General features: G+C 71.6%; 13 protein-coding genes. 7 read left to right on the forward strand and 6 right to left on the reverse strand.

Annotated elements, in window-relative coordinates; genetic code table 11:
- Positions 1 to 19: 19 nt before the first annotated feature.
- The 3 genes from ACIP84_RS14125 to ACIP84_RS14135 form a co-directional block, all read right to left on the reverse strand.
- The gene (locus tag ACIP84_RS14125; RefSeq protein ID WP_401798015.1) at positions 20 to 835 is read right to left on the reverse strand and encodes a sulfite exporter TauE/SafE family protein; all 816 of its coding nucleotides are present in this window, start codon (positions 833 to 835) and stop codon (positions 20 to 22) included.
- 536 nt (positions 836 to 1,371) lie between these two features.
- Positions 1,372 to 1,737: a PRC-barrel domain-containing protein gene (locus ACIP84_RS14130; RefSeq protein ID WP_401798016.1), complete on the reverse strand. Its 366-nt coding sequence runs from the start codon at positions 1,735 to 1,737 to the stop codon at positions 1,372 to 1,374.
- A 188-nt stretch (positions 1,738 to 1,925) separates the two neighbouring features.
- Positions 1,926 to 2,087 (reverse strand): hydrophobic protein, encoded by a 162-nt coding sequence (locus ACIP84_RS14135; RefSeq protein ID WP_355967979.1) that lies wholly within the window; start codon positions 2,085 to 2,087, stop codon positions 1,926 to 1,928.
- A gap of 637 nt (positions 2,088 to 2,724) precedes the next feature.
- Between ACIP84_RS14135 and ACIP84_RS14140 the strand changes: the two genes are divergently transcribed.
- Both ACIP84_RS14140 and ACIP84_RS14145 read left to right on the forward strand, forming a co-directional pair.
- Positions 2,725 to 5,226 carry an RICIN domain-containing protein gene (locus tag ACIP84_RS14140; protein WP_401798017.1) on the forward strand — a complete coding sequence of 834 codons (2,502 nt, stop codon included), beginning with the start codon at positions 2,725 to 2,727 and terminating at the stop codon, positions 5,224 to 5,226.
- A gap of 180 nt (positions 5,227 to 5,406) precedes the next feature.
- Complete coding sequence (locus ACIP84_RS14145; RefSeq protein WP_401798018.1) at positions 5,407 to 5,841, forward strand: hypothetical protein; 435 nt, start codon at positions 5,407 to 5,409, stop codon at positions 5,839 to 5,841.
- A gap of 59 nt (positions 5,842 to 5,900) precedes the next feature.
- Here the strand turns inward: ACIP84_RS14145 and glsA are convergent, their stop codons facing one another.
- Entirely contained in the window at positions 5,901 to 7,232 is a 1,332-nt protein-coding gene (glsA, locus tag ACIP84_RS14150; RefSeq protein ID WP_401798019.1) for a glutaminase A, read from the reverse strand.
- A 290-nt stretch (positions 7,233 to 7,522) separates the two neighbouring features.
- On the opposite strand from glsA, the gene ACIP84_RS14155 reads away from it, so the two are divergent.
- From ACIP84_RS14155 to ACIP84_RS14175, 5 genes are read left to right on the forward strand one after another with little or no spacing between them, the layout of a single operon-like run.
- On the forward strand, positions 7,523 to 8,035 hold the full coding sequence (locus ACIP84_RS14155; protein WP_401798020.1) for a hypothetical protein: 513 nt from the start codon (positions 7,523 to 7,525) through the stop codon (positions 8,033 to 8,035).
- Positions 8,035 to 9,441, forward strand: coding sequence for a hypothetical protein (locus ACIP84_RS14160; protein ID WP_401798021.1), 1,407 nt, complete (start codon positions 8,035 to 8,037; stop codon positions 9,439 to 9,441). Before ACIP84_RS14155 ends, ACIP84_RS14160 begins: the two co-directional genes overlap by 1 nt.
- Entirely contained in the window at positions 9,438 to 10,958 is a 1,521-nt protein-coding gene (locus ACIP84_RS14165) for a VWA domain-containing protein (protein ID WP_401798022.1), read from the forward strand. Before ACIP84_RS14160 ends, ACIP84_RS14165 begins: the two co-directional genes overlap by 4 nt.
- A gap of 21 nt (positions 10,959 to 10,979) precedes the next feature.
- The gene (locus ACIP84_RS14170) at positions 10,980 to 12,101 is read left to right on the forward strand and encodes an AAA family ATPase (protein WP_355967997.1); all 1,122 of its coding nucleotides are present in this window, start codon (positions 10,980 to 10,982) and stop codon (positions 12,099 to 12,101) included.
- Positions 12,098 to 15,154 (forward strand): hypothetical protein, encoded by a 3,057-nt coding sequence (locus ACIP84_RS14175; RefSeq protein WP_401798023.1) that lies wholly within the window; start codon positions 12,098 to 12,100, stop codon positions 15,152 to 15,154. Before ACIP84_RS14170 ends, ACIP84_RS14175 begins: the two co-directional genes overlap by 4 nt.
- Positions 15,155 to 15,225: 71 nt before the next feature.
- On the opposite strand, the gene ACIP84_RS14180 is transcribed toward ACIP84_RS14175, so the two are convergent.
- The gene (locus ACIP84_RS14180) at positions 15,226 to 16,584 is read right to left on the reverse strand and encodes a phytase (RefSeq protein WP_401798024.1); all 1,359 of its coding nucleotides are present in this window, start codon (positions 16,582 to 16,584) and stop codon (positions 15,226 to 15,228) included.
- A gap of 181 nt (positions 16,585 to 16,765) precedes the next feature.
- A complete protein-coding gene (locus ACIP84_RS14185; RefSeq protein ID WP_401798025.1) occupies positions 16,766 to 18,007 on the reverse strand; it encodes a hypothetical protein in 1,242 nt (413 codons plus the stop codon).
- Between the last annotated feature and the right edge of the window lie 282 nt (positions 18,008 to 18,289).

Here is an 18,289-nt window from a genome sequence, read left to right on the forward strand (position 1 = left end):
GGAGGCCGCACCCGGACGCTCATGCGTGTCGGGCGAGCTTGGCCGCGGACACGAGCAGGATCACGGCCAGCGCGGGGATGAGGACCAGGTCCGGGAACACGCCAAGGAGCAGTCCGCCCAGTACCGCGCCGGCCGTGGAACCTACGGCCATGACCGCGGTGAAGCGTAGGTTGGCGCCCAGGACGGCGAAGCTGCCGTCGCGGCTGTAGCGGGCGAAGGCCACCATCATGGTCGGCAGAGAGACGAGCAGGGACAGGCTGCCGGCAATCTTGATGTCCTCGCCGAAGAGCAGCACGATCGTCGGGATCAGCAGCTCACCGCCGGCGACACCCATGATCGCTGCGACCACACCGATGCCGAACCCGGCCACGACGCCGGAAGGGATCTGGGCCCAGAGCGGCAGCGCCGGCGTGTCCAGCGTGGTGGTGTGCGTGAGCACCAAGGCGGCTGCCATGAGGACCATGAGCGCGGCCAGCACCTTGTAGAGGGTGACCGACCGCATGCGGACAGCCCAGCTCGCTCCGGCCCAGGCGCCGAGGAGGCTCCCGGCCAACAGGTTGACCGCGACGGGCCAGCGGACGGCGACCTCTGCGGCCGGGACAGCGGCCAGCCGCGCGGGCAATGCGACCAGGACGACGACCAAGCTCATCGCCTTGTTCAGGATGACCGCGGAGAGGGCAGCGAATCCGAAGAGGCTGATCAACAGCGGCAGTCGGAACTCCGCGCCGCCCAGGCCGATCATCCCGCCCAGGACGCCGATGGCCGCTCCCGCCCCGAACACCACGGGTGCCGCGTGCGTCGAGCGGAGAGGAACCACGTTCTGTTCTGCGGTCATGAGAGGCATCCTCGCTGGTGGCTCGCCTCTACTGCTACGGCGCACTCGCACCTTCGGGACAAGGCACCACGCGTCCCCTCCTGACTTGTTCGGACCTCCGAGAATCGGCTGCGAGGCCGACCTGACGCAGGCGCTGGTGGTGAAGGCGAGGAAGTGGTCGGCGGGTAGTCGGTGTGCTCTCGATGGTGGGGGCTGGAGGCGCGAAGCGGTCCTGCTGCGGTGCGGTGCTGACCGGTCGGTGGCCGGAGTCGGTCCCTCTCTGCCCCCGGTGCGGTCCTCCGACAGATCACGAAGGCCCTGGCCGGACACCGCGCCTGGGAGCGGTTCCCCGCCACGCTCTGACGGGTGGGGACCGGACTCATGGCAGGGGTGTGGGGGCCCCACACGGGGGGGTGGGGGCCCCCACCCCCGCCCCGGCCGGGGTAAGAGGGGGGGGGCCCCCCCCCACGCTGGGGGGGGGGGGCCCGGTACTTTGGGGGGGGGTGGGGGCCCCAACCGGGTGTTGTGGGGCCCCCACACCCCTGCCAGTCCGAGGATCAGAGCGGGCGGCCGCCGAACGGCGGGAAGCCGTAGTAGGTGCCCAGCTCCTCGCGGTACCCCGCGTCGCCGAGGTGCTTCTCACGGTGGAACTCGGGGGAGTCCTTGATCTGTTCCTTGGTGAGGTCGACGAAGATCTTCCGGTCCTCCGGATCCACCCGGGTCACCGTGCTCGCCGGCAGGAGGACCTCCTTCCCGAAGATCCACACGCCGGTGTCCACGACGAGGTAGGCGTCACCGACCTCGTCGGAGTGCTTGTCGACCTTCCCGATGCTCCCGTCGGTCGCCTCCACCTTGTAGCCGGTGAGATCGGCGCCGGCCAGGTGGCCCGAGGTCGACCTGAAACTCCACGCATGCTCAGTCATGTGAAAACAACTCCTCCGATAAAGGGAGAACGGCAAGGGAATCGCCTGCCGTCTCCACTTTCCGTACGCCGTCCGCGGCGCACTTCACGTCTTGACCACGTCTTGCCGGAATTCCGCCTACCCGGCTTCCGGTCTCCCATTCGCCTCATCCGTACGGGATGCCGGCGCGGGCCGGTCGGACGGACCCGCTACCACCGATACCACCGGCCACTACCGGACTTGGGGCGGGCGACGAATCCGATCAGCCAGACGACGAGCAGGGCGATCGCGATCCACCAGAGAATCTTCAGCGCGAAGCCGGCACCGAAGAGAAGCAGGATCAGCAGAAGAACGAGAAGCAGGGGAACCATGATTATTACCTCCGGAACACCGTGTGCCCCGCTCTCGTTCTCACACACCTGCGAAATGCGGGACGCCGAATGTTCCATACGACGCGGGGCCTTGGCATCGGAAAGCGGAGCACCCGGTCGAGAGGGCGACAAGGGGCAGCACCCCCGTGCCGGGTGGCCACACGGCCAACGGCGAGGTGTGCGACCGCTGCGTCGCCGAGCAGGGACGAGGACGGCGGCGGGGACAGTACGGTGCGCGGGCGGCGGCCGCGGGTGCGGGTGGGCCCGTGCGGATCTCCCTGGGTGCGGTGGGCCGTGAGCGGCAGGCCGGCATCAGCCTGCCTAGCGGACCGGCAGCCGTACGAGCCCCGCTGCGCGCCTCCGAGCTTCCTCGCCAGAGTGTCCCCGCCCGCGCATCGTTGTGCACCGCCGACATCGACGCCCGCCACTCTCCGCCCGAGTCCGGGCGTCCCGACGGAAAGTCCAAGTCCCGCGGTGATTCGTCCCTATGAGCGATGACGCAGGTGCGAGCAGTCTGAGTGCCGCTCGGCCGGGATGTCGTGCACCCACCGCATCCCTCTCCCCACCCCCGCCCTCACCCCCACCCCACCCAGTCAAGGAGCCCTCCCCCTCGCGGCTCCTCCGATCAGGGAGAACCATGCGCACTCCTCGTAGCAGACTGGCCGCGGCGCTCGTCGCCGCCGCGCTGGTCGTCACCGGCGGCAGCACGCTGGCGACGCCGATGGCGTCGGCGGCGGCCGCAGCGGACGCGGCACCCAGCGCCGCCACGTACACCGTCACCGTCGGCGCCAAGGGTTCGTGGACCCACCCCGACGACACCCCCGCCGGCACGTACATCGACAAGGACGGCACGTTCTACTACCAGCAGGCGCATGCGCTGTACGGCGCGAGCGACCCCCGCAAGTGGACCTTCTCCACCGGAACGAACTTCGACACCGCCACCCGGTCCGCCGCCATCAGCGACGCGGTCAACCCGGCCAACTCCAACGACCGCAACAACGACACCACCTGGCGCTGCAACAACAGCCCGACGGGCGTGGAGTCCACCCAGGCGCCGTCCACCGGCTCGTACGCGCACCGCAACTACTGCGACCTCGCCGGAGTCTGGGTCGACCCGGACACCGGTGACTGGTATGGACTCGTGCACAACGAGTTCACCCCGCAGCCCTTCGGCGACGGCATCCACTACGACGGCATCGACTACGCCGTCTCCAAGGACCAGGGACGTACGTGGACCATCAAGGACCACGTCATCACCTCGCACTACAGCACCAAGCGCGGCGACACCACCGCCTTCCCGCAGCAGACCTACCACTACGGCACCGGTGACCAGCGTCTGTTCGTCGACACGGCCTCCGGCTACTTCTACGCCTTCTACGGTTCCCGGATCGTGAACAAGGGGGGTGGCTGGGCCGCGTTCTACGGGCACGTCGCCCGGGCCCCGATCGCGTCGAAGATGGCGCCCGGCTCCTGGCAGAAGTGGTACGACGGCGCCTGGACCGAGCCCGGCGTCGGAGGCCGCGAGAGCACCATGGTCCCGGTCGGCTCCGGCAGCACCACGGGCTACACCCCGCCGTCGAAGGAGTACGACCCGGCCAGCAGCGGCACCGTGAGCCAGCAGGTGGCCGCCGGTCTGACGCCCCCGACGTCCCCGCTGTTCGTCATGGACATCACGTACAACGCCCATCTCGGCCTGTACATCGGCCAGCCCCAGGCGGTCGACCAGAGCGGCAACGCCTCCCAGGAGATCTACGCCACCGACAACCTGGCCACCCAGAGGTGGTTCCGGCTCGGTGACACCGGCAGCTACAAGAACGCGTCCTGGTACCGCTGGTTCCTCGACAGCGGCAACAAGACCGGCTCCGGGATCGTCGGCAAGAACTTCCGCTCGTACTGCTCCTTCGGCTGTTCCAACGGCACCAGCAGCGAGTACGTCAACCTGACGATCGGCACCACGGAGCCCGCAGCCCCCGTCGACACGACCAAGGCGTACCGCATCTCCAACTCCGGTGGACGTGTCCTCGCCCAGGTCTCCGGCGGTTCGGCCACCACCTCGCTCGCCGCCGCCACCGGTTCCGCACTCGAGTCGTGGACCTTCACCCCGAACGGGGACGGCTCGTACCGCATCGCCAACTCCGCGTCCGGCCGGCTCCTCGGCGTGAGCACCACCTCCACCGTCACGCGGGCCTGGGGCACCAAGCCCACCGTCACGGCCGCCCCGACCGAGGGTCCCACCGTCGGACAGCAGTGGTTCGTCATCCGGGGCACCTCGCCCACCGACGGCACCGCCACCGGCACGTACAAGATCGTCAACCGGTACAGCGGCCTCGTCATCGGGCTCTCCGCCGACACCGGCCGTCTCGCCGAGACCACGCCCACCCGCAGCTGGAGCAACACCACGGGCAACGCGGTCGGCGGCACCCAGACGGCGGGTGAGCAGGCCCTCACACTGACCGCGACCACTCAGGTCCCCGAGACGGTGACCGTCACCCATCCGGGCGACCGGGCGACCACCCTGAACAAGCCCGTCTCCCTCCAGATGGAAGCCGTCGACTCCGCCGGCAAGCCGCTGACCTTCACCGCCACCGGCCTTCCGGCCGGTCTGAGCATCAGCGCCGGCGGACTGATCACCGGCACCCCCACGGGGGCGGGCACGTCCACGGTCACCGTCACCGCGTCCTCCGGCAGCGCCACCGGCACGACCACGTTCACCTGGGCCGTGACCGCCTCCCTCGACGGCGTCCACACCCTCACCGCCGCCGGCAAGGCGCTCGACAACCCCGACCACGGCACCACCGCCGGCACCCGGCTCATCACCTGGTCGCCGACCGGCGGCCTCAACCAGAAGTGGAACCTCACCCAGCAGACCGACGGGAGCTACGAGCTCAAGAACAGCGAGTCCGGGCTGTGCGCCGACGTCGAGGGCGGATCGACCGCCGCCGGTGTACGCGTCATCCAGTGGACCTGCACCAAGGGCGCCAACCAGCGCTGGAACATCGTCCGCCAGAGCGCCGGCACCTACACGGTCGCCTCCGCGGCGAGCGGGCTGCTCCTGACCACCGCATCCGCCGCCGACGGAGCCCTCGTCACCCAGCAGCCCGACACCGGTACGTCGCTCCAGCGGTGGACCATCGACTGACGGTTCCGCCACCGCGCCGCCGACCGGCCCGCCGGGCCCTCGCGCAACCGCGAGGGCCCGGCAGGCGTTCCCTCGCCGGGGGCCGCCGTACGCGCGCGCCGGCGTCGCGCACCCCACCCCGTTCACTCGTTCGGAGTAGTTGAACGATCGTTCCGGGAGCGACGGCCGGACGATGACCCCATGAGCCAGAACACCGCACCCCGCCCGCCCAGCGCCGACGCAGGCACCAGAGGCGCCGCAGGGGGAACCCTGTTCGCCGGTGTCCTCATGGTGGTCATCGGAATCCTGGACGTCCTCCAGGGCATCGCCGCCGTCGCCAAGGACGACGTCTACGCCCGCGTGGGGAACTACGTCTACGAGTTGAACCTGACCAGCTGGGGCTGGACCCACATCGTCCTCGGCGTCCTCGTCGGCCTCGCCGGCGCCGGAATCCTCATGGGCTCCGAGTGGGGACGGATGGGCGGCATCACACTCGCCGTCCTGAACACGGTCGCCCAGTTCCTCTTCCTGCCCTACCACCCCTGGTGGGCACTCTTCTCGATGGCCATCTCGATCATCGTGATCTGGGCCCTGGCCACGGACTCCACCTCCTTCCGGAAGCACGGCGCGGCCTGACCGGCGCGGCCTGATGGCGTGACCGGCCACGGCGGCCTCGTCGCCTCCGAGGCCGCCGTTCACGAGGGCAGCCGTGCCCAGGTGGCGGCGGCGGACCGCGAGGCGAGCGTGACTCCTTGGGGGCTGAAGGGCGTCGCGGCCTCGCCCACGAGGCCCACGAGGTGGCCCCTGGCCGTGACGCGTTCCAGGACCGCGCGGATCAGGGTCTCCGCGGCCGCGTCGACGGCGGTCACCTGCACGAGGTCGATGACAGCGCGTCCGTGGCCGGCTTCGGGCAGGCGCTCCGCCAGGGCGTAGGCCAGCCGTTCGGCGGCCGTGAAGTCGAGCTCTCCCTGCGCGGCGACCCACGTGGGCAGATCACCCGGCACCTCTTCGCCCCCGGCCCGGTACCACGCGGCCCCGGCGGGTCCGTCGCCCGGCCCGGGGTCGATGACCGTCGGGGTGCCGGGCGGAGGGTTGTGCATCAGATGGAGCCCGAGTTCCCGCGACAGCACGGTCAGCGCGGCGACCGCGCGCACGGGGTTCCCAGCCGCGTCGAGCAGGGGGCTGTAGCACCCCATTCCGGACCGCCCCGGGCTCACGGCCACCAAGCCCCCTGAGACACCGCTCTTCGCCGGCAGCCCCACGCGGAGCAGCCAGTCGCCCGAGCCGTCGTACATCCCGCATGTCGCCATGACGGCCAGGACCTGCACGGTCACCGGCTCCGGAACGACCCTCGCGCCGGTGACGGGATTGACCCCGCCGTTCGCGAGCGTCGCGGCCATCACCGCCAGGTCGACGGCATGGACCCGGATCGCGCACTGCCGGAAGTAGACGTCGAGCGCTTCCGACGGGTCACCCGTGAGGGAGCCCGCCGCGCGCATCAGGTGCGCGAGGGCGATGTTCCGGTCACCTGTGGCGGCCTCGGCGCGGTAGACCTCCTCGTCGACGTCCAGGGGCCGCCCGGCGAAGCCGCTCAGCGTCTCCCGGATGCGCGAGAACCGCTGCTCCGCGCTTGCGGCCGGCACCAGGGCGGTGGTCGCGATGGCCCCTGCGTTGATCATGGGGTTCGCCGGCCTGCCCGTCTCCGGATCCAGACTGATCGCGTTGAACGGCTCACCGCTCGGCTCGGCCCCCACGCGGCGGAAGACCTCGGCCGCGCCGAGTTCACTCAGCGCGAGCGCGAGGACGAACGGCTTGGACACCGACTGGATGGTGAAGAGCCTGTCCGCCTCGCCCGCCTGGTAGCGATGCCCCGACGCACTCGCCAGCGCGATGCCGAAGTCCGCGGGATCCGTCTGGGTCAGAGGCGGAATGTACGTGGCGAGGTGCCCGCTGTTCAGTTCCCGGAACTCACGGCACAGATTCGCCAGCACGGCGTTCACCGCATCGACCACGACACCCTTCACCATGCGGCCATCCTCGTCCAGATGCCGATGACGCCCCACCGGAGGACGGCATCGGGGCGCAGGACGTGGCCGCGAGACCGGGTCCGACCGGTCGGTCGTCTGCGGCGGCCCGGTGCGGTGGGGGCGCACCGCGGGATCCGGACCTCGAAGCCGAAGGCCGGGCAGGCCAGGGCGGCCTCGGTGGTGTAGCCGTTCCCACGGCCCGAAGGCGTTGTCAGTGGCCGGGGATAGGTTCGTTCCTGTTCCGCCGCGACGGCGAGAACATCCCCTTTGACGTGCATGGGAGAGGTACGTTGCCGGTCTGGGAGCTGTCGAGCACGGCGCGGGTGGTACCGCCCGCGCGACCGCGGAAACTCGCCAAGGTGCCGTTCGTCGAACTGGCCGACGGACGGTTGCAGGGAGTCGTGTCCAGCGGGTCCGACGCAGGACGCGTGTACGTGTCCTCGATCGCGACCGGGACGTACGCCTTCGCCTGCAGCACGAACAACAACCGCCCCTGCGGCGGCGCTCGGGGCGGCTTCTGCAACCACATCCGGGCACTCGTCGGCGAGGCCGTCCTGCAGTACGGCGCCGAGCGCGTCGCCCGCTACCTGAAGGCCGACACGGGCGACGCGTCGGGCACCGGGACCGACGCGCACACGCTCGTCGCGCTGATGACGGCCACGCGGCCCGCGCAGGGCGACACCTCGGCCGCGGCGCCGGTGTTCAGCCGCTTCCTGCGGCACCTCGCCTATCTGGAACTGGAGACGAGCACCGCGCCGCTGCCCGAGATGCAGTGGTTCCCGCCGACGAGGACGGTCGCCTGATGCGCACGGACCTGTTCACCGACCCCGTCGACGGGCTCGACGAGGCACTGTCAGCCGTCGACGCCTTCGACCGGGCCCTCGTCTCCGGGCTGCTCCGCCCGCAGCCCGACCAGGCCGCGGGACTCGCGGCACTCGCCACCGCCGTCGCGGGAACGCCACTGGCCGCGCAGGTCGCCGAGGCCGCCGACAAGGCCGCCGCCGGTGCCGCGGGCGAGGACCACCTCGTGGCGCTCGCCGCCGCCCGCACCGCCCTCATGGGCTCCGTCCACGACGCCCTGACCGAACGCGTCGCCGACATCACCGGCCGGCCGCGCGTCGAAGGGAACACGGCTGACACCACGGCGGACGAGCCCGGTGCCCACGTGCTGGCCGCCGCACGCGCGTGGCTGTGCGACCTCGCCCGAGCGGGCTGGCAGGGCATCGACCACGATCTGGTCAGCGGCGCCGCGCCCGTCGTCTCCGCGATGCTGCCGGACCTGCGGCTGCGCCGACAGGCCACCCTCCTCGACGGCTTCGCCGCAGAACTCGCGGCCTCCTGCCCCGGGGCCACCCTGGACCGCGTCCCGCTCCGCCGCTGGGCCGACCTCTGGACACGCGCCCTGCTCCTGACCCTGCCGGGCGCCACCCGGACCCCGGCCCTCTCCACCGCCACCGGCCGTCTGCTGCCGCTCGGCGTGGACGTACAGGAACACGCGACCGCCGTACAGGCCCAGGTCCACGCGGTGTTCGAACCCGCCGACGGAACGGAGCCGCGTCTGGTCCGGGCGGCGGTCTCCGCGCCCAAGCCGGACACGGTCGTGGGCGCGGGTCTGTGGCAGCTGCTCCGACCGCGGATGTCGTTGCTCGCCGCCGTGGGGGAGTGCCGTGCCATGGAGCTCGACGGCATGCCGGTCACGGACGAGGGCGACCTCGTCTGGGACGACGAGCGGGCGCGTACGGGAGAGCCGGCCGACCCGTTCGGCACGGCCCGGGTCGTCCTCGCCACCGCCACCGACCCGGCGACCGCGCCGCTGGACCGCCACCCGGCGCGGATCGCCGTCCCCGTCCTCCTGGAGGGGTACACGGTGGAGGCCGACGTCGAGGATGAGGGAGCCGGCCGGCCGGTGTTCGCGCTCGCCGGGCACCGGCTGGCCGTCGACACCGACCGCATCCCGACCGCCGGTCCGCTCACCCCGGAGGCGGTCGCCGCGTCCGGTGCGTGCCTCGGGCTGCTCCGGTGGGACGCGGGGGAGTTCGTCCTCCAGCCGCTGGCCGTCGAGACGACCGTCCGGAAGAAGGCCGTCGCCGCCCACGCGGGCGCGTGGGCCGGAGGCACCACCGACAAGGCGGGTGTCAGGGCGGAGAAGGCGGCCACGGACTCCGTCGCCGTACTGCGCGAACGAGCCGGGAAGCTGCTGCGCGCATGACCGACGCCGACACCTCTTCCCCCGGCCTCCCGCCGACCGGCCTCCCGTCCCCCGGCCTCCCGCCGACCGGCCTCCCGTCCCCCGACCTCCCGTCCCCTGGCCTCCCGCCGGCCGCCCCCGGCCCGGTCGACCTCAGCCCGGTCGGCCTCCCGCCCGCCGACCTTCCGCCGGCCGCCCCCGCCCCCGACCCCGACCCCGACGACAACCGTCGGCAGGTCCTCTACTGGCGGCTCCTCGCTCGGCTCTTCGACCCCGAGGAGCAGGCCGCCCTGGAGGCGGCCAGCCTCGCCGTCGTCGAGGACATCGGCCTGCCGTCCGCGCTGCTCGACCCCGGCGCGTCCGTCGACTCCGTCGTCCAGCGCCATCCGGAACTGGCCGACGAGTTCGACGGGTTGATGACCCCGGAGCCCGAGCCGGACGGCGCCCGCGACCGGGCGGCCGAGGTGCGCCGCGCCGCACTGGCGTCGAAGCTGCTGCTCAACGTCTTCTCCACCGGATCGGGAACGGTCTCCGCCGGGCAGCTGGCGCGCTGGCAGTCGGACGCCGGCTGGCTCGAGCGTTCGCTCGGCTGCCCGCCCGGCGGGCTGCGCGGCGGCCGGGGAGCCGGGGCCGTCGCCGCCGGCGGCGGCGCGGGGCTCGAACTCGGCACCGTCGAGGCCGACCTCGTCCGCCGGATGCACCTGCGCGAAGTGCTGGCCGATCCCGCCCTCGCCGCCCGGCTCACCCCCAGCATGTCCCTGATCGAGCAGCTCCTGCGCGACAAGGGAAACCTCTCCGGGATCGCCCTCGCCAACGCCAAGTCCCTCATCAGGCGCTACGTCGACGAGGTCGCACAGGTGCTCCGCACCCAGGTGGAGAAGGCCACCGTCGGGGAGCTGGACCGCTCGGTCCCGCCCAAGCGGGTCTTCCGCAACCTCGACCTCGACCGCACCATCTGGAAGAACCTCACCAACTGGAGCCCGGAGGAGGAGCGGCTCTACGTCGACCGCCTCTACTACCGGCACACCGTTCGCCGGACCACACCGCAGCGGCTCGTGGTCGTCGTGGACCAGTCCGGCTCCATGGTCGACTCGATGGTCAACTGCACCATCCTCGCCTCGATCTTCGCCGGACTGCCGAAGGTGGACGTCCACCTCATCGCGTACGACACCCGCGCGATCGACCTCACCCCCTGGGTGCACGACCCGTTCGACGTGCTCCTGCGCACCAACCTCGGCGGCGGCAACGACGGGCCCGTGGCGATGGCCATGGCCCGACCGAAGATCGCCGAGCCGAAGAACACCGTCATGGTGTGGATCTCCGACTTCTACGAGTTCGACCGCTCACAGCCCCTCTTCGAGGGCATCGAGGCGGTCCACCGGTCCGGCGTGCGGTTCATCCCCGTCGGCTCGGTGACCAGCTCGGGACGGCAGGAGGTCAACCCCTGGTTCCGGGAGCGGTTCAAGGCGCTCGGCACCCCGGTGGTCTCCGGCCACATCGACAAGCTCGTGCACGAACTCAAGACCTTCCTCACCTGAGCCGCCCAGAAAGGCCCTCGCATGTCCGACCTGCTCCGCGCCCCCGCCGAGATCAAGTACGCCGAGGAACTCGACTGGCTCGAGTCGATCGACGACAACCCCAAGCCGTTCTCGTGGCGTCTCTCCCCGAAGATGGTCCGCCTCTTCATCCTCGGCTCCGAGCGGGCCGACGGCCTGGACCGGGAGGTGACGCAGAAGTGGTTCGGCGACCGCAGCTTCGTCGAGCGCTCCATCGTCACCCTCGCCTCCGATCGCGGTCTGCTCCTGATCGGAGACCCCGGCACCGGCAAGAGCTGGCTCGCGGAGCTCCTCTCCGCAGCGATCAGCCGCAACTCCACCCAGGTCGTCCAGGGCACCGCTGGCACCACCGAGGACCACATCAAGTACTCGTGGAACGTCTCGATGGTCATCGCCAAGGGCCAGTCCCGCGAGTCGATGATCCCCTCGCCGATCATGACCGCGATGGAGACCGGCACCATCGGCCGCTTCGAGGAGCTCACCCGCTCCACCAGCGACGTCCAGGACGCACTCATCTCGATCCTCTCCGAGAAGTACATCTCGGTCCCCGAACTCGACAGCGCCGGCGGTGAGAACATCGTCTTCGCCCAGCCGGGGTTCTCGGTCATCGCCACCGCCAACAGCCGCGACCGCGGGGTCAACGACCTTTCCTCCGCGCTCAAGCGCCGGTTCAACTTCGTCCGCATCCCGGTCGTCACCAACAAGAAGAGCGAAGCCGAGATCGTCCGCTTCCGCACCGAGGAACTCCTGCGGCGGCACTCGATCGAGCTGGACGTGCCGCCGACCCTCCTCGACGTCCTCCTCCAGAGCTTCGCCGACCTCCGCGCCTCCTCCGCCGCCGCCGGGAGCGACGACGAGAAGCTGGAGTCCGCCCTGTCCACCGCCGAGCAGATCGGCGTCCTGGAGGACGCGGTCCTGCACAGCGACTTCTTCGGCGAGCGCACCCTCACGGCCCGCGCCCTCGCCTCCTCCCTGGTCGGTACGCTCGCCCGCCGCGAGCCCGAGGACCTGGCCATCCTCAACAAGTACCTGCACGGCGTCGTCGAGCCGCGCGGCAAGGAGCAGGGCGGCTCCTGGCCCGAGTTCCTCGAGGGCGGCCGCGAGGCGATCGCGAAGCTGGCATGAGCACCACCCCGGAGAAGCCGACAAGCGCCTCCTTCGCCGCCCTGCGCGGGCAACTCCACGAAGCGGCGGCCGAGTTCGCCGGAGGTCAGGACGCTCTGGAAGGCATCCTGCTCGGCATGGTCGACGACGTCGACCGGGCCGTCGCCGAGCCGTTGGAGATCTTCCCCGTCTGCCACCACTCACCGGCCTCGGCCCTCGCCATGGCCCGCCGGCTGCGCGAGAAGCAGCCCAAGGTCGTGTACCTGGAGCTGTGCGAGGACATGGCCCCGCTCCTCACCGAGCTCCGCAACTGCCGGCTGCCCGTCGCCGTGCAGGCCTTCGCGAGCGAGATCGACGGCTTCCCGCCCGACTGGGCCCCGCTCTCGGTCGTCGCCCCGATCACGGAGGCCTCCGCCGAGTACCAGGCCATCGCGTACGCCCTCGACACCCCCGGCGTGGAGCTCGTCCTCGTCGACCGCTCCTCCGACCATGTCTTCCAGTGGGACACCCGGCAGCCTGCCGACGGCGGGTCGGGCGCCGCCGAGACCGGGGCCGAGACCGTGGCCGCGGCCGGGACGGAGCCCGAGGCGGCCCTCCACGGCGAGGCCGTCGGCGTCGAGATCGGCGACCTGCGTCCGCGCTTCGCTGAACTGGAGGAGCACCTGCTGCGGCACGGCAAGGTGCGGCACTGGTCGGAGTGGTGGCACCAGTACGTCGAGGTCCCCCTCGGCGACAGCGACCACGACACCTACCGCCAGGTCATGTTCCTCATCGGCAGCCTGTTCCGGCGACTCGCCCCGGGCCGGGGCGAGCGGGTACGGGTCGACGAGGACCGCGAGCGCTACATGTGGACCCGCATGCGCGAGCACCTCACCGCGACCGGCACCGACCCGGCGGACTGCCTGTACGTGTGCGGCGCCTTCCACGCGGCCAGCCGCGTCGACGAGTTCGGCGTGCACGGCACGGGCGACTTCGCCATCTCCCCCCGGACCGCCACGACCTGGCAGTACGGGCTGATCCCCTCCAGCCACGCGGCGATCGAGGCGCAGTTCGGCCTCGCGTCCGGGTCGGTGTCGATCGCCGCGACGGAATGGGCGAAGAACCTCAAGCGCACCCGGGTGAAGCAGTACCGCCTGGAGGGCCAGTCCGGCACGAGGAAGCCGAGCGCGAAGAAGACGGCGGCGAAGACCCCGACGGCCACGCTCCCGCCCGCACCCGCGTCCGACCCCACGACCGGTCCCGTCCCCGGTCCGGCCTCAGGTCCCGTCCCCGGTCCGGCCTCAGGTCCTGTCCCCGGTCCGGCCTCAGGGCCCGTCTCAGGTCCGGCCGAGGACCGGCTCACCGGCTTCCTCCGGCAGCCGCCCGTCCTCCACACCCTCGACGAGGCCGAACTGCTCGGCTGGTCCGTGGACATCGTGCGCGCCGCCCGCCGCAGCGGCTACCTGGCCTCCACCGCCGACGCCATCGCCGTCTTCGAGACGTCGATCCTGCTCGCCGCCATGCGGGACCGGGCCAAACCGACGCCGTACGACTTCCAGGACGCGGCGGTCACCTGCATCGAGAAGGACACCGTCCCCGGCCGGCGGGACGTGCGACGGCTCGTCGAGATCATGATGGGCGGCGACCGGATCGGCCAGGTCGGCTACGCCGCGCTGCCGCCCCTCGCCCGTGACGTGCACGACCGGTTGGCGCCCCTGGAGCTGAACCTCCAGCAGCGAGGCGTGCGCCGGGCCCTGCTCGACATGGCGTCCCGGCCGGAGCTGCGCGCCTGCTCGGACGTCCTGTGGATGCTGCGCCGTCTGCTGCCGCCGGGCGCGGCCCGCACGGTGATGGGGGAGCGGCGGCTCGGCGAGCGGTCGATCCAGGAGTCCTGGGACCTCTCGCTCGGCACCCACCAGCGTGCGCTCATCGAGCTCGGGTACGAGGGCGTGAGCCTGGAGCAGGTGCTGGAGCAGCGGCTGCGCCGCGCGGCGTACGGACCGCAGGCCACCACGGCCGAGGTCCTCGCGGCCGTCGAGGACGCGACGCTCCACCTCGGCGGCCGACGCCTCCCGGACGAGCTCGGCACCAGGGCTCTGGAAGTCCTCGCCGGTGAGCGCACGGTGGACGGCGCCCCGGCGGTACTGCGCCGGGTGCGCGGTCTCCTGGCGTACTACCGCACCAGCGAACCGGTCCTCCCGCCGTGGATCGAGTCCTTCGTCAGAGCCGGGTACGCGCACTACTGCACTCTGCTGCCGACGGCCTTCCGGGACGAGGAGGCGACCGTGGGGCAGGTGGCGGCGATGCTGGGCTTCCTGTTCAGCATGGAGAGCCTGGCGCTCTCGCTGGGCTGCGACCGGACCCAGCTGGAGCTCGCGGTCGCGCAGTCGCACCCGAACGACCCGGCCAAGACGGCCCTGCTGTGGGCCGCCCGGGTCCAGCTCGGCACGCTGTCCCGGGGCGAACTGCGCGGCCGCTGCGACGAACTCCTCGGCAACCCCCTGGTGGTGCCCTCGTACCCCCGCTACCTCAGCGGCTTCGTGCACGCCCTGGAGCCGGTCCCGGGACTCGCGGACATCGTCGTGGAGGCCGTGTCGAACGCCTTCGGACGGCTCCCCGACCCCGTCCTGCTGCCGTGGCTGCCCACCCTCATCACCACGCTGCGGTCCCAGGCCGCCGAGCTGGCCCCGCTGATCGTCCGCGAGGCGGGCCGGATCTTCCCGGCCCGGCTGGCGGCCCTGGACGCCTGGGTCCCCCCGTGGCACGCACAGCCGGCGCCCCGGGCGCCGCTGGCCGCGCCCGCGCCGCGCGGCGCGGCGCTGCTGCCCCTCCACCCGGAGACCTGCGACGCGGTCGCGGACCTCCTGGGCTGCACGGACGGATGGGCCCCTGCGGACGGACCGACGACGGGCGCGACGGCCCCGTCGGGCGCGGTGCTCCTGTTCACCCACCGCGCCACCTGCGACGCCGTGGCGGACCTCCTGGGCGCCGCCGATCCCTGGGCGCCCGCGGTCCCGGCGCTTCCCTCGTCGTCCCTGACGACGAAACACCCCGCCACGGCCCACGCGGTGGCGGCGCTCCTCGCGACCCCGTGACCGGGCACCGGCCGCCGGGTCATCGGACCCCGGCGGCCGGTGCGGGTGAGGGAGAGCGGTCGTCGGACGGATCAGTCGTCGATGGCGTCCAGGACGGTGCCGAGGTCGACGAACTTGAAGTCGGTCGCGGGGCGGTCACCGTCGCCGGGGGTGTCGTGGCCGTCCTGCACGACGAGGAGGCCGTTCGGGTACTGCGCACCCAGGGGGGCGTTCAGGGCGGCGGCGCCGTCGCACTCCTCGGAGCCGTCGAGGGTGCTGCTCGCGGGCGCGATCCGGAAGCCGCCCTCGTACTCGTTGCGGTCCGAGAGTTCCCGGTCGTAGGCGGCGAAGGTGTTGTCGCCCTGGCTGGAGGCGAGCAGGTATCCGTCGCCGTCGGACTCGGTGACGAGCGTCAGACCCTCGACGTCCGAGGAGATCCTGGTCCCGCCGTAGCCGGGGTCGGCGCCGGGGGTGCACTCCTCGGTCTCCTCGTCGTAGACGCCGGGGACGCCGTACCCGCGGACCTTGTCGAGCAGCTTCGGCGTGCCGGTGAGGTCGGCGTGCAGCCGCCAGATGCCGATGTCCTCCTGACCGGCGTACAGGGTGCCGTCGGCGGGGTCGACGACCATGCCCTCGACCTGCGGCAGCTCGCCGGGCTCCCCGCACGGGGCCCATGACGTGCCGTTCGGCAGCCGGAACGTGGCAGGCAGGTTCAGAGTGCGGATCTTGCGGTACGTGACCGTGCCGCCGGCGGCCGGGAGCAGTTCGAGCAGGGCGATGCTGGTCCGCTCGCGGCGGCTGACGAGCGCGAAGGACTTCCCGGACGCCGGGTCCGTCCAAGTAGCCAGACCGTACGCGGTCCGCTGGTCGTTGATCTCGGCCTGGTCCCGCGAGAAGACGGCCGGGGCGGCGGGATCGGTGACATCGGTCAGCGGGCCGCCGGCGCGGTCGCGGTCGATGCGGTAGAACCGCAGCCGGTCGTGGCCGCGGTCGCTGGTGACGGCGAGGTCGGCCCGTCCCGAGGAGAGCCGCAGACCCTGGACGAGATCCACGTTGTTGAACCGGCCGGGGGCGTCGTCCGGCCCGTCCGCCGGGGGCGCGGCTATCGACTGCACCGGGCGCGCGTCCAGGTCGTAGACGCGGAGCCCACCCTCCTTGGCGGTCGCGATGACGAGGCTGCGGCCGGGGGCGGCGGCGTTGCGCCAGATGGCCGGGTCGTCCGCGTCGGCGTTGCCGCCCGCGTCGTCGTCGTGCAGCACCGGCGTCTCCGCGCGGGGGGTCACGGCCGGCAGCGAGCCGGCGGGACCACGGTCGCGGGCCTGCGTCCGCGGCTGCGCCTGCGCGTGGGCATCGGCGTCGGCATCGGCCTGGGCGGGCACGGCGAGGGCGGCCGCGGCGAGCGCCGTGGTGACGGCGAGCACGAGCGACCGGGTGGTACGGGGGCGAGTCACGCAAGTCTCCTCAGGAGGGGGGCTTGTACGTCCTGCGTGAGCGTGGTGCCCTTCCGTGTCGGCTCGGCGGCCTCCGCCCGACCGGGGGTCCGAAGTCCAGGTGTACGCACGATGAACCGCGGCGCGGGCCGCGGCAGTGTGCCGCGGCCCGCCCTTGCTGCTGTGTCGGGCGATCGGACGATCAGGCGGGGTTCTTCACGTCCGCCAGGTAGTTCGCCCCGATGAGGCAGTCGCGCATCTCGTAGCGGGGCGCGACGGTGCCCGTCCAGCGGAGGAACCCGGTCGTCCCGGTCGCCGTCGACATGTCGATGAACCGGCAACCGTCGTACAGCACCTTGCCGTACGTGGTCGGGGTGGACCCGGTCGACACCTGGTGCGAACCCATGAGCCCGCAGTCCACGTACCGCACCATCGGGCCCCGGGCGCCGTTGGCGTTGAAGTCGTAGACGTGCGTGACGGCGTTCGGCGCCCAGGACTTGAAGCTCAGGGCGGTGTCGTCGCAGGACTCGAAGGTGATGTTGCCCTTGTACCACTGGGAGTCGATGACCTTGTGGCCGACACCGCGCAGCTCGAACCGGATGCCCTGCGCGAACAGCCGCGTGACGGAGTCGGCCCGCGTGGTGGCGTCGGGGGTGAGTTTGAAGAACGTGCCGGTGGACGCGGCGTCGGTGAGGATGTACGAGCCGCCGATGAAGTTCATCGAACCGCCGCGGTTGTTCTTCACGAACACACCGGACTGGTACTCCACCTTGCAGTCGCGGAACCAGTAGTTGAGGAACTGGTCCTGCTGGGTCGCGGCCGTCGTCATCCCCATGACGAGGAACGCGTCCGAGTAGGAGCCGCCGACCTGGCAGTGGTCCCAGCCCATCTCGCTGTTCAGGTTGGACGTGGTGGCCGGCCCGTCCAGGCCGATGCCGCGCTTCCAGCTGCCGCGCCACTCCACGTCGCTGTACCAGGTGTCCTGGACGCCGTACTCGGCCGACGAGTAGGCGTAGTTGAAGCTCGACGTGGCGTTGGTGCTGGTGAACGTCAGGCCCGAGATGCGGATGTTCTTGTAGCGCTGGTAGTTGGTCCAGAGCGTGGTGTCGTCGGCGGCCGGCGAGTAGACGATCCGCGACAGCCGCTTCCCGTAGCCGGTGATCGACACTCCGTCGACGATTCCGCCGTTGCCCTCGCCGTTGACGTTCGGCAGGAGCGAGTCCGGCTGGGTCAGGAGATACGTGCCGGGCGGGACGACCAGGACCTTCTTCGGGATGGCCCCGGAGATCGGACCGGGCTGGAACGAGGCGAGCACCTCGGCTGCGGCCGCACGGAAGGCGGCGTCGCTCGGGGTGGCACCGGTCGGGTCCGCACCCTTGCTGATGACATCGACGCTGTACGGGTCGCCCCCGGAGCCGGCCGCGTACGCGGTACCGCCCCCCATGGTCAGAGCGCCTGCGGCGGCCCCGACTCCCGCTGTCGCCACGCCGCGTATGACGGAACGACGGTCCATGCCTCTGGTCATTTCTGCCCCCTGGTAATGATCACAACAAAGCCCTGAATATGATCACGAGGAGGTCTCAAAGGGCAAGATTCCAGCCAAGGTTACGCGATGTGTTCGCTCAGGGCGAGCAGAGGCGCCTCCACGAGAGTCGTCTCGTCGGGTGGTGTGCGGTCGGCCCGCTGGACGCGCACGCGTGGGTCGTCGGTGTCCGGTCGCAGACAC

Origin of the sequence: Streptomyces sp. NPDC088707 (assembly GCF_044752725.1) — a bacterium.
Classification (GTDB): domain Bacteria; phylum Actinomycetota; class Actinomycetes; order Streptomycetales; family Streptomycetaceae; genus Streptomyces.

Excerpts from the sequence above, each read along its gene's own strand:
- ACIP84_RS14125 (WP_401798015.1), bottom strand. The coding sequence starts at position 835 with ATGACCGCAGAACAGAACGTGGTTCCTCTCCGCTCGACGCACGCGGCA.
- ACIP84_RS14130 (WP_401798016.1), bottom strand. The coding sequence starts at position 1,737 with ATGACTGAGCATGCGTGGAGTTTCAGGTCGACCTCGGGCCACCTGGCC.
- ACIP84_RS14135 (WP_355967979.1), bottom strand. The coding sequence starts at position 2,087 with ATGGTTCCCCTGCTTCTCGTTCTTCTGCTGATCCTGCTTCTCTTCGGT.
- ACIP84_RS14140 (WP_401798017.1), top strand. The coding sequence starts at position 2,725 with ATGCGCACTCCTCGTAGCAGACTGGCCGCGGCGCTCGTCGCCGCCGCG.
- ACIP84_RS14145 (WP_401798018.1), top strand. The coding sequence starts at position 5,407 with ATGAGCCAGAACACCGCACCCCGCCCGCCCAGCGCCGACGCAGGCACC.
- glsA (WP_401798019.1), bottom strand. The coding sequence starts at position 7,232 with ATGGTGAAGGGTGTCGTGGTCGATGCGGTGAACGCCGTGCTGGCGAAT.
- ACIP84_RS14160 (WP_401798021.1), top strand. The coding sequence starts at position 8,035 with ATGCGCACGGACCTGTTCACCGACCCCGTCGACGGGCTCGACGAGGCA.
- ACIP84_RS14165 (WP_401798022.1), top strand. The coding sequence starts at position 9,438 with ATGACCGACGCCGACACCTCTTCCCCCGGCCTCCCGCCGACCGGCCTC.
- ACIP84_RS14170 (WP_355967997.1), top strand. The coding sequence starts at position 10,980 with ATGTCCGACCTGCTCCGCGCCCCCGCCGAGATCAAGTACGCCGAGGAA.
- ACIP84_RS14175 (WP_401798023.1), top strand. The coding sequence starts at position 12,098 with ATGAGCACCACCCCGGAGAAGCCGACAAGCGCCTCCTTCGCCGCCCTG.
- ACIP84_RS14185 (WP_401798025.1), bottom strand. The coding sequence starts at position 18,007 with ATGGGGGGCGGTACCGCGTACGCGGCCGGCTCCGGGGGCGACCCGTAC.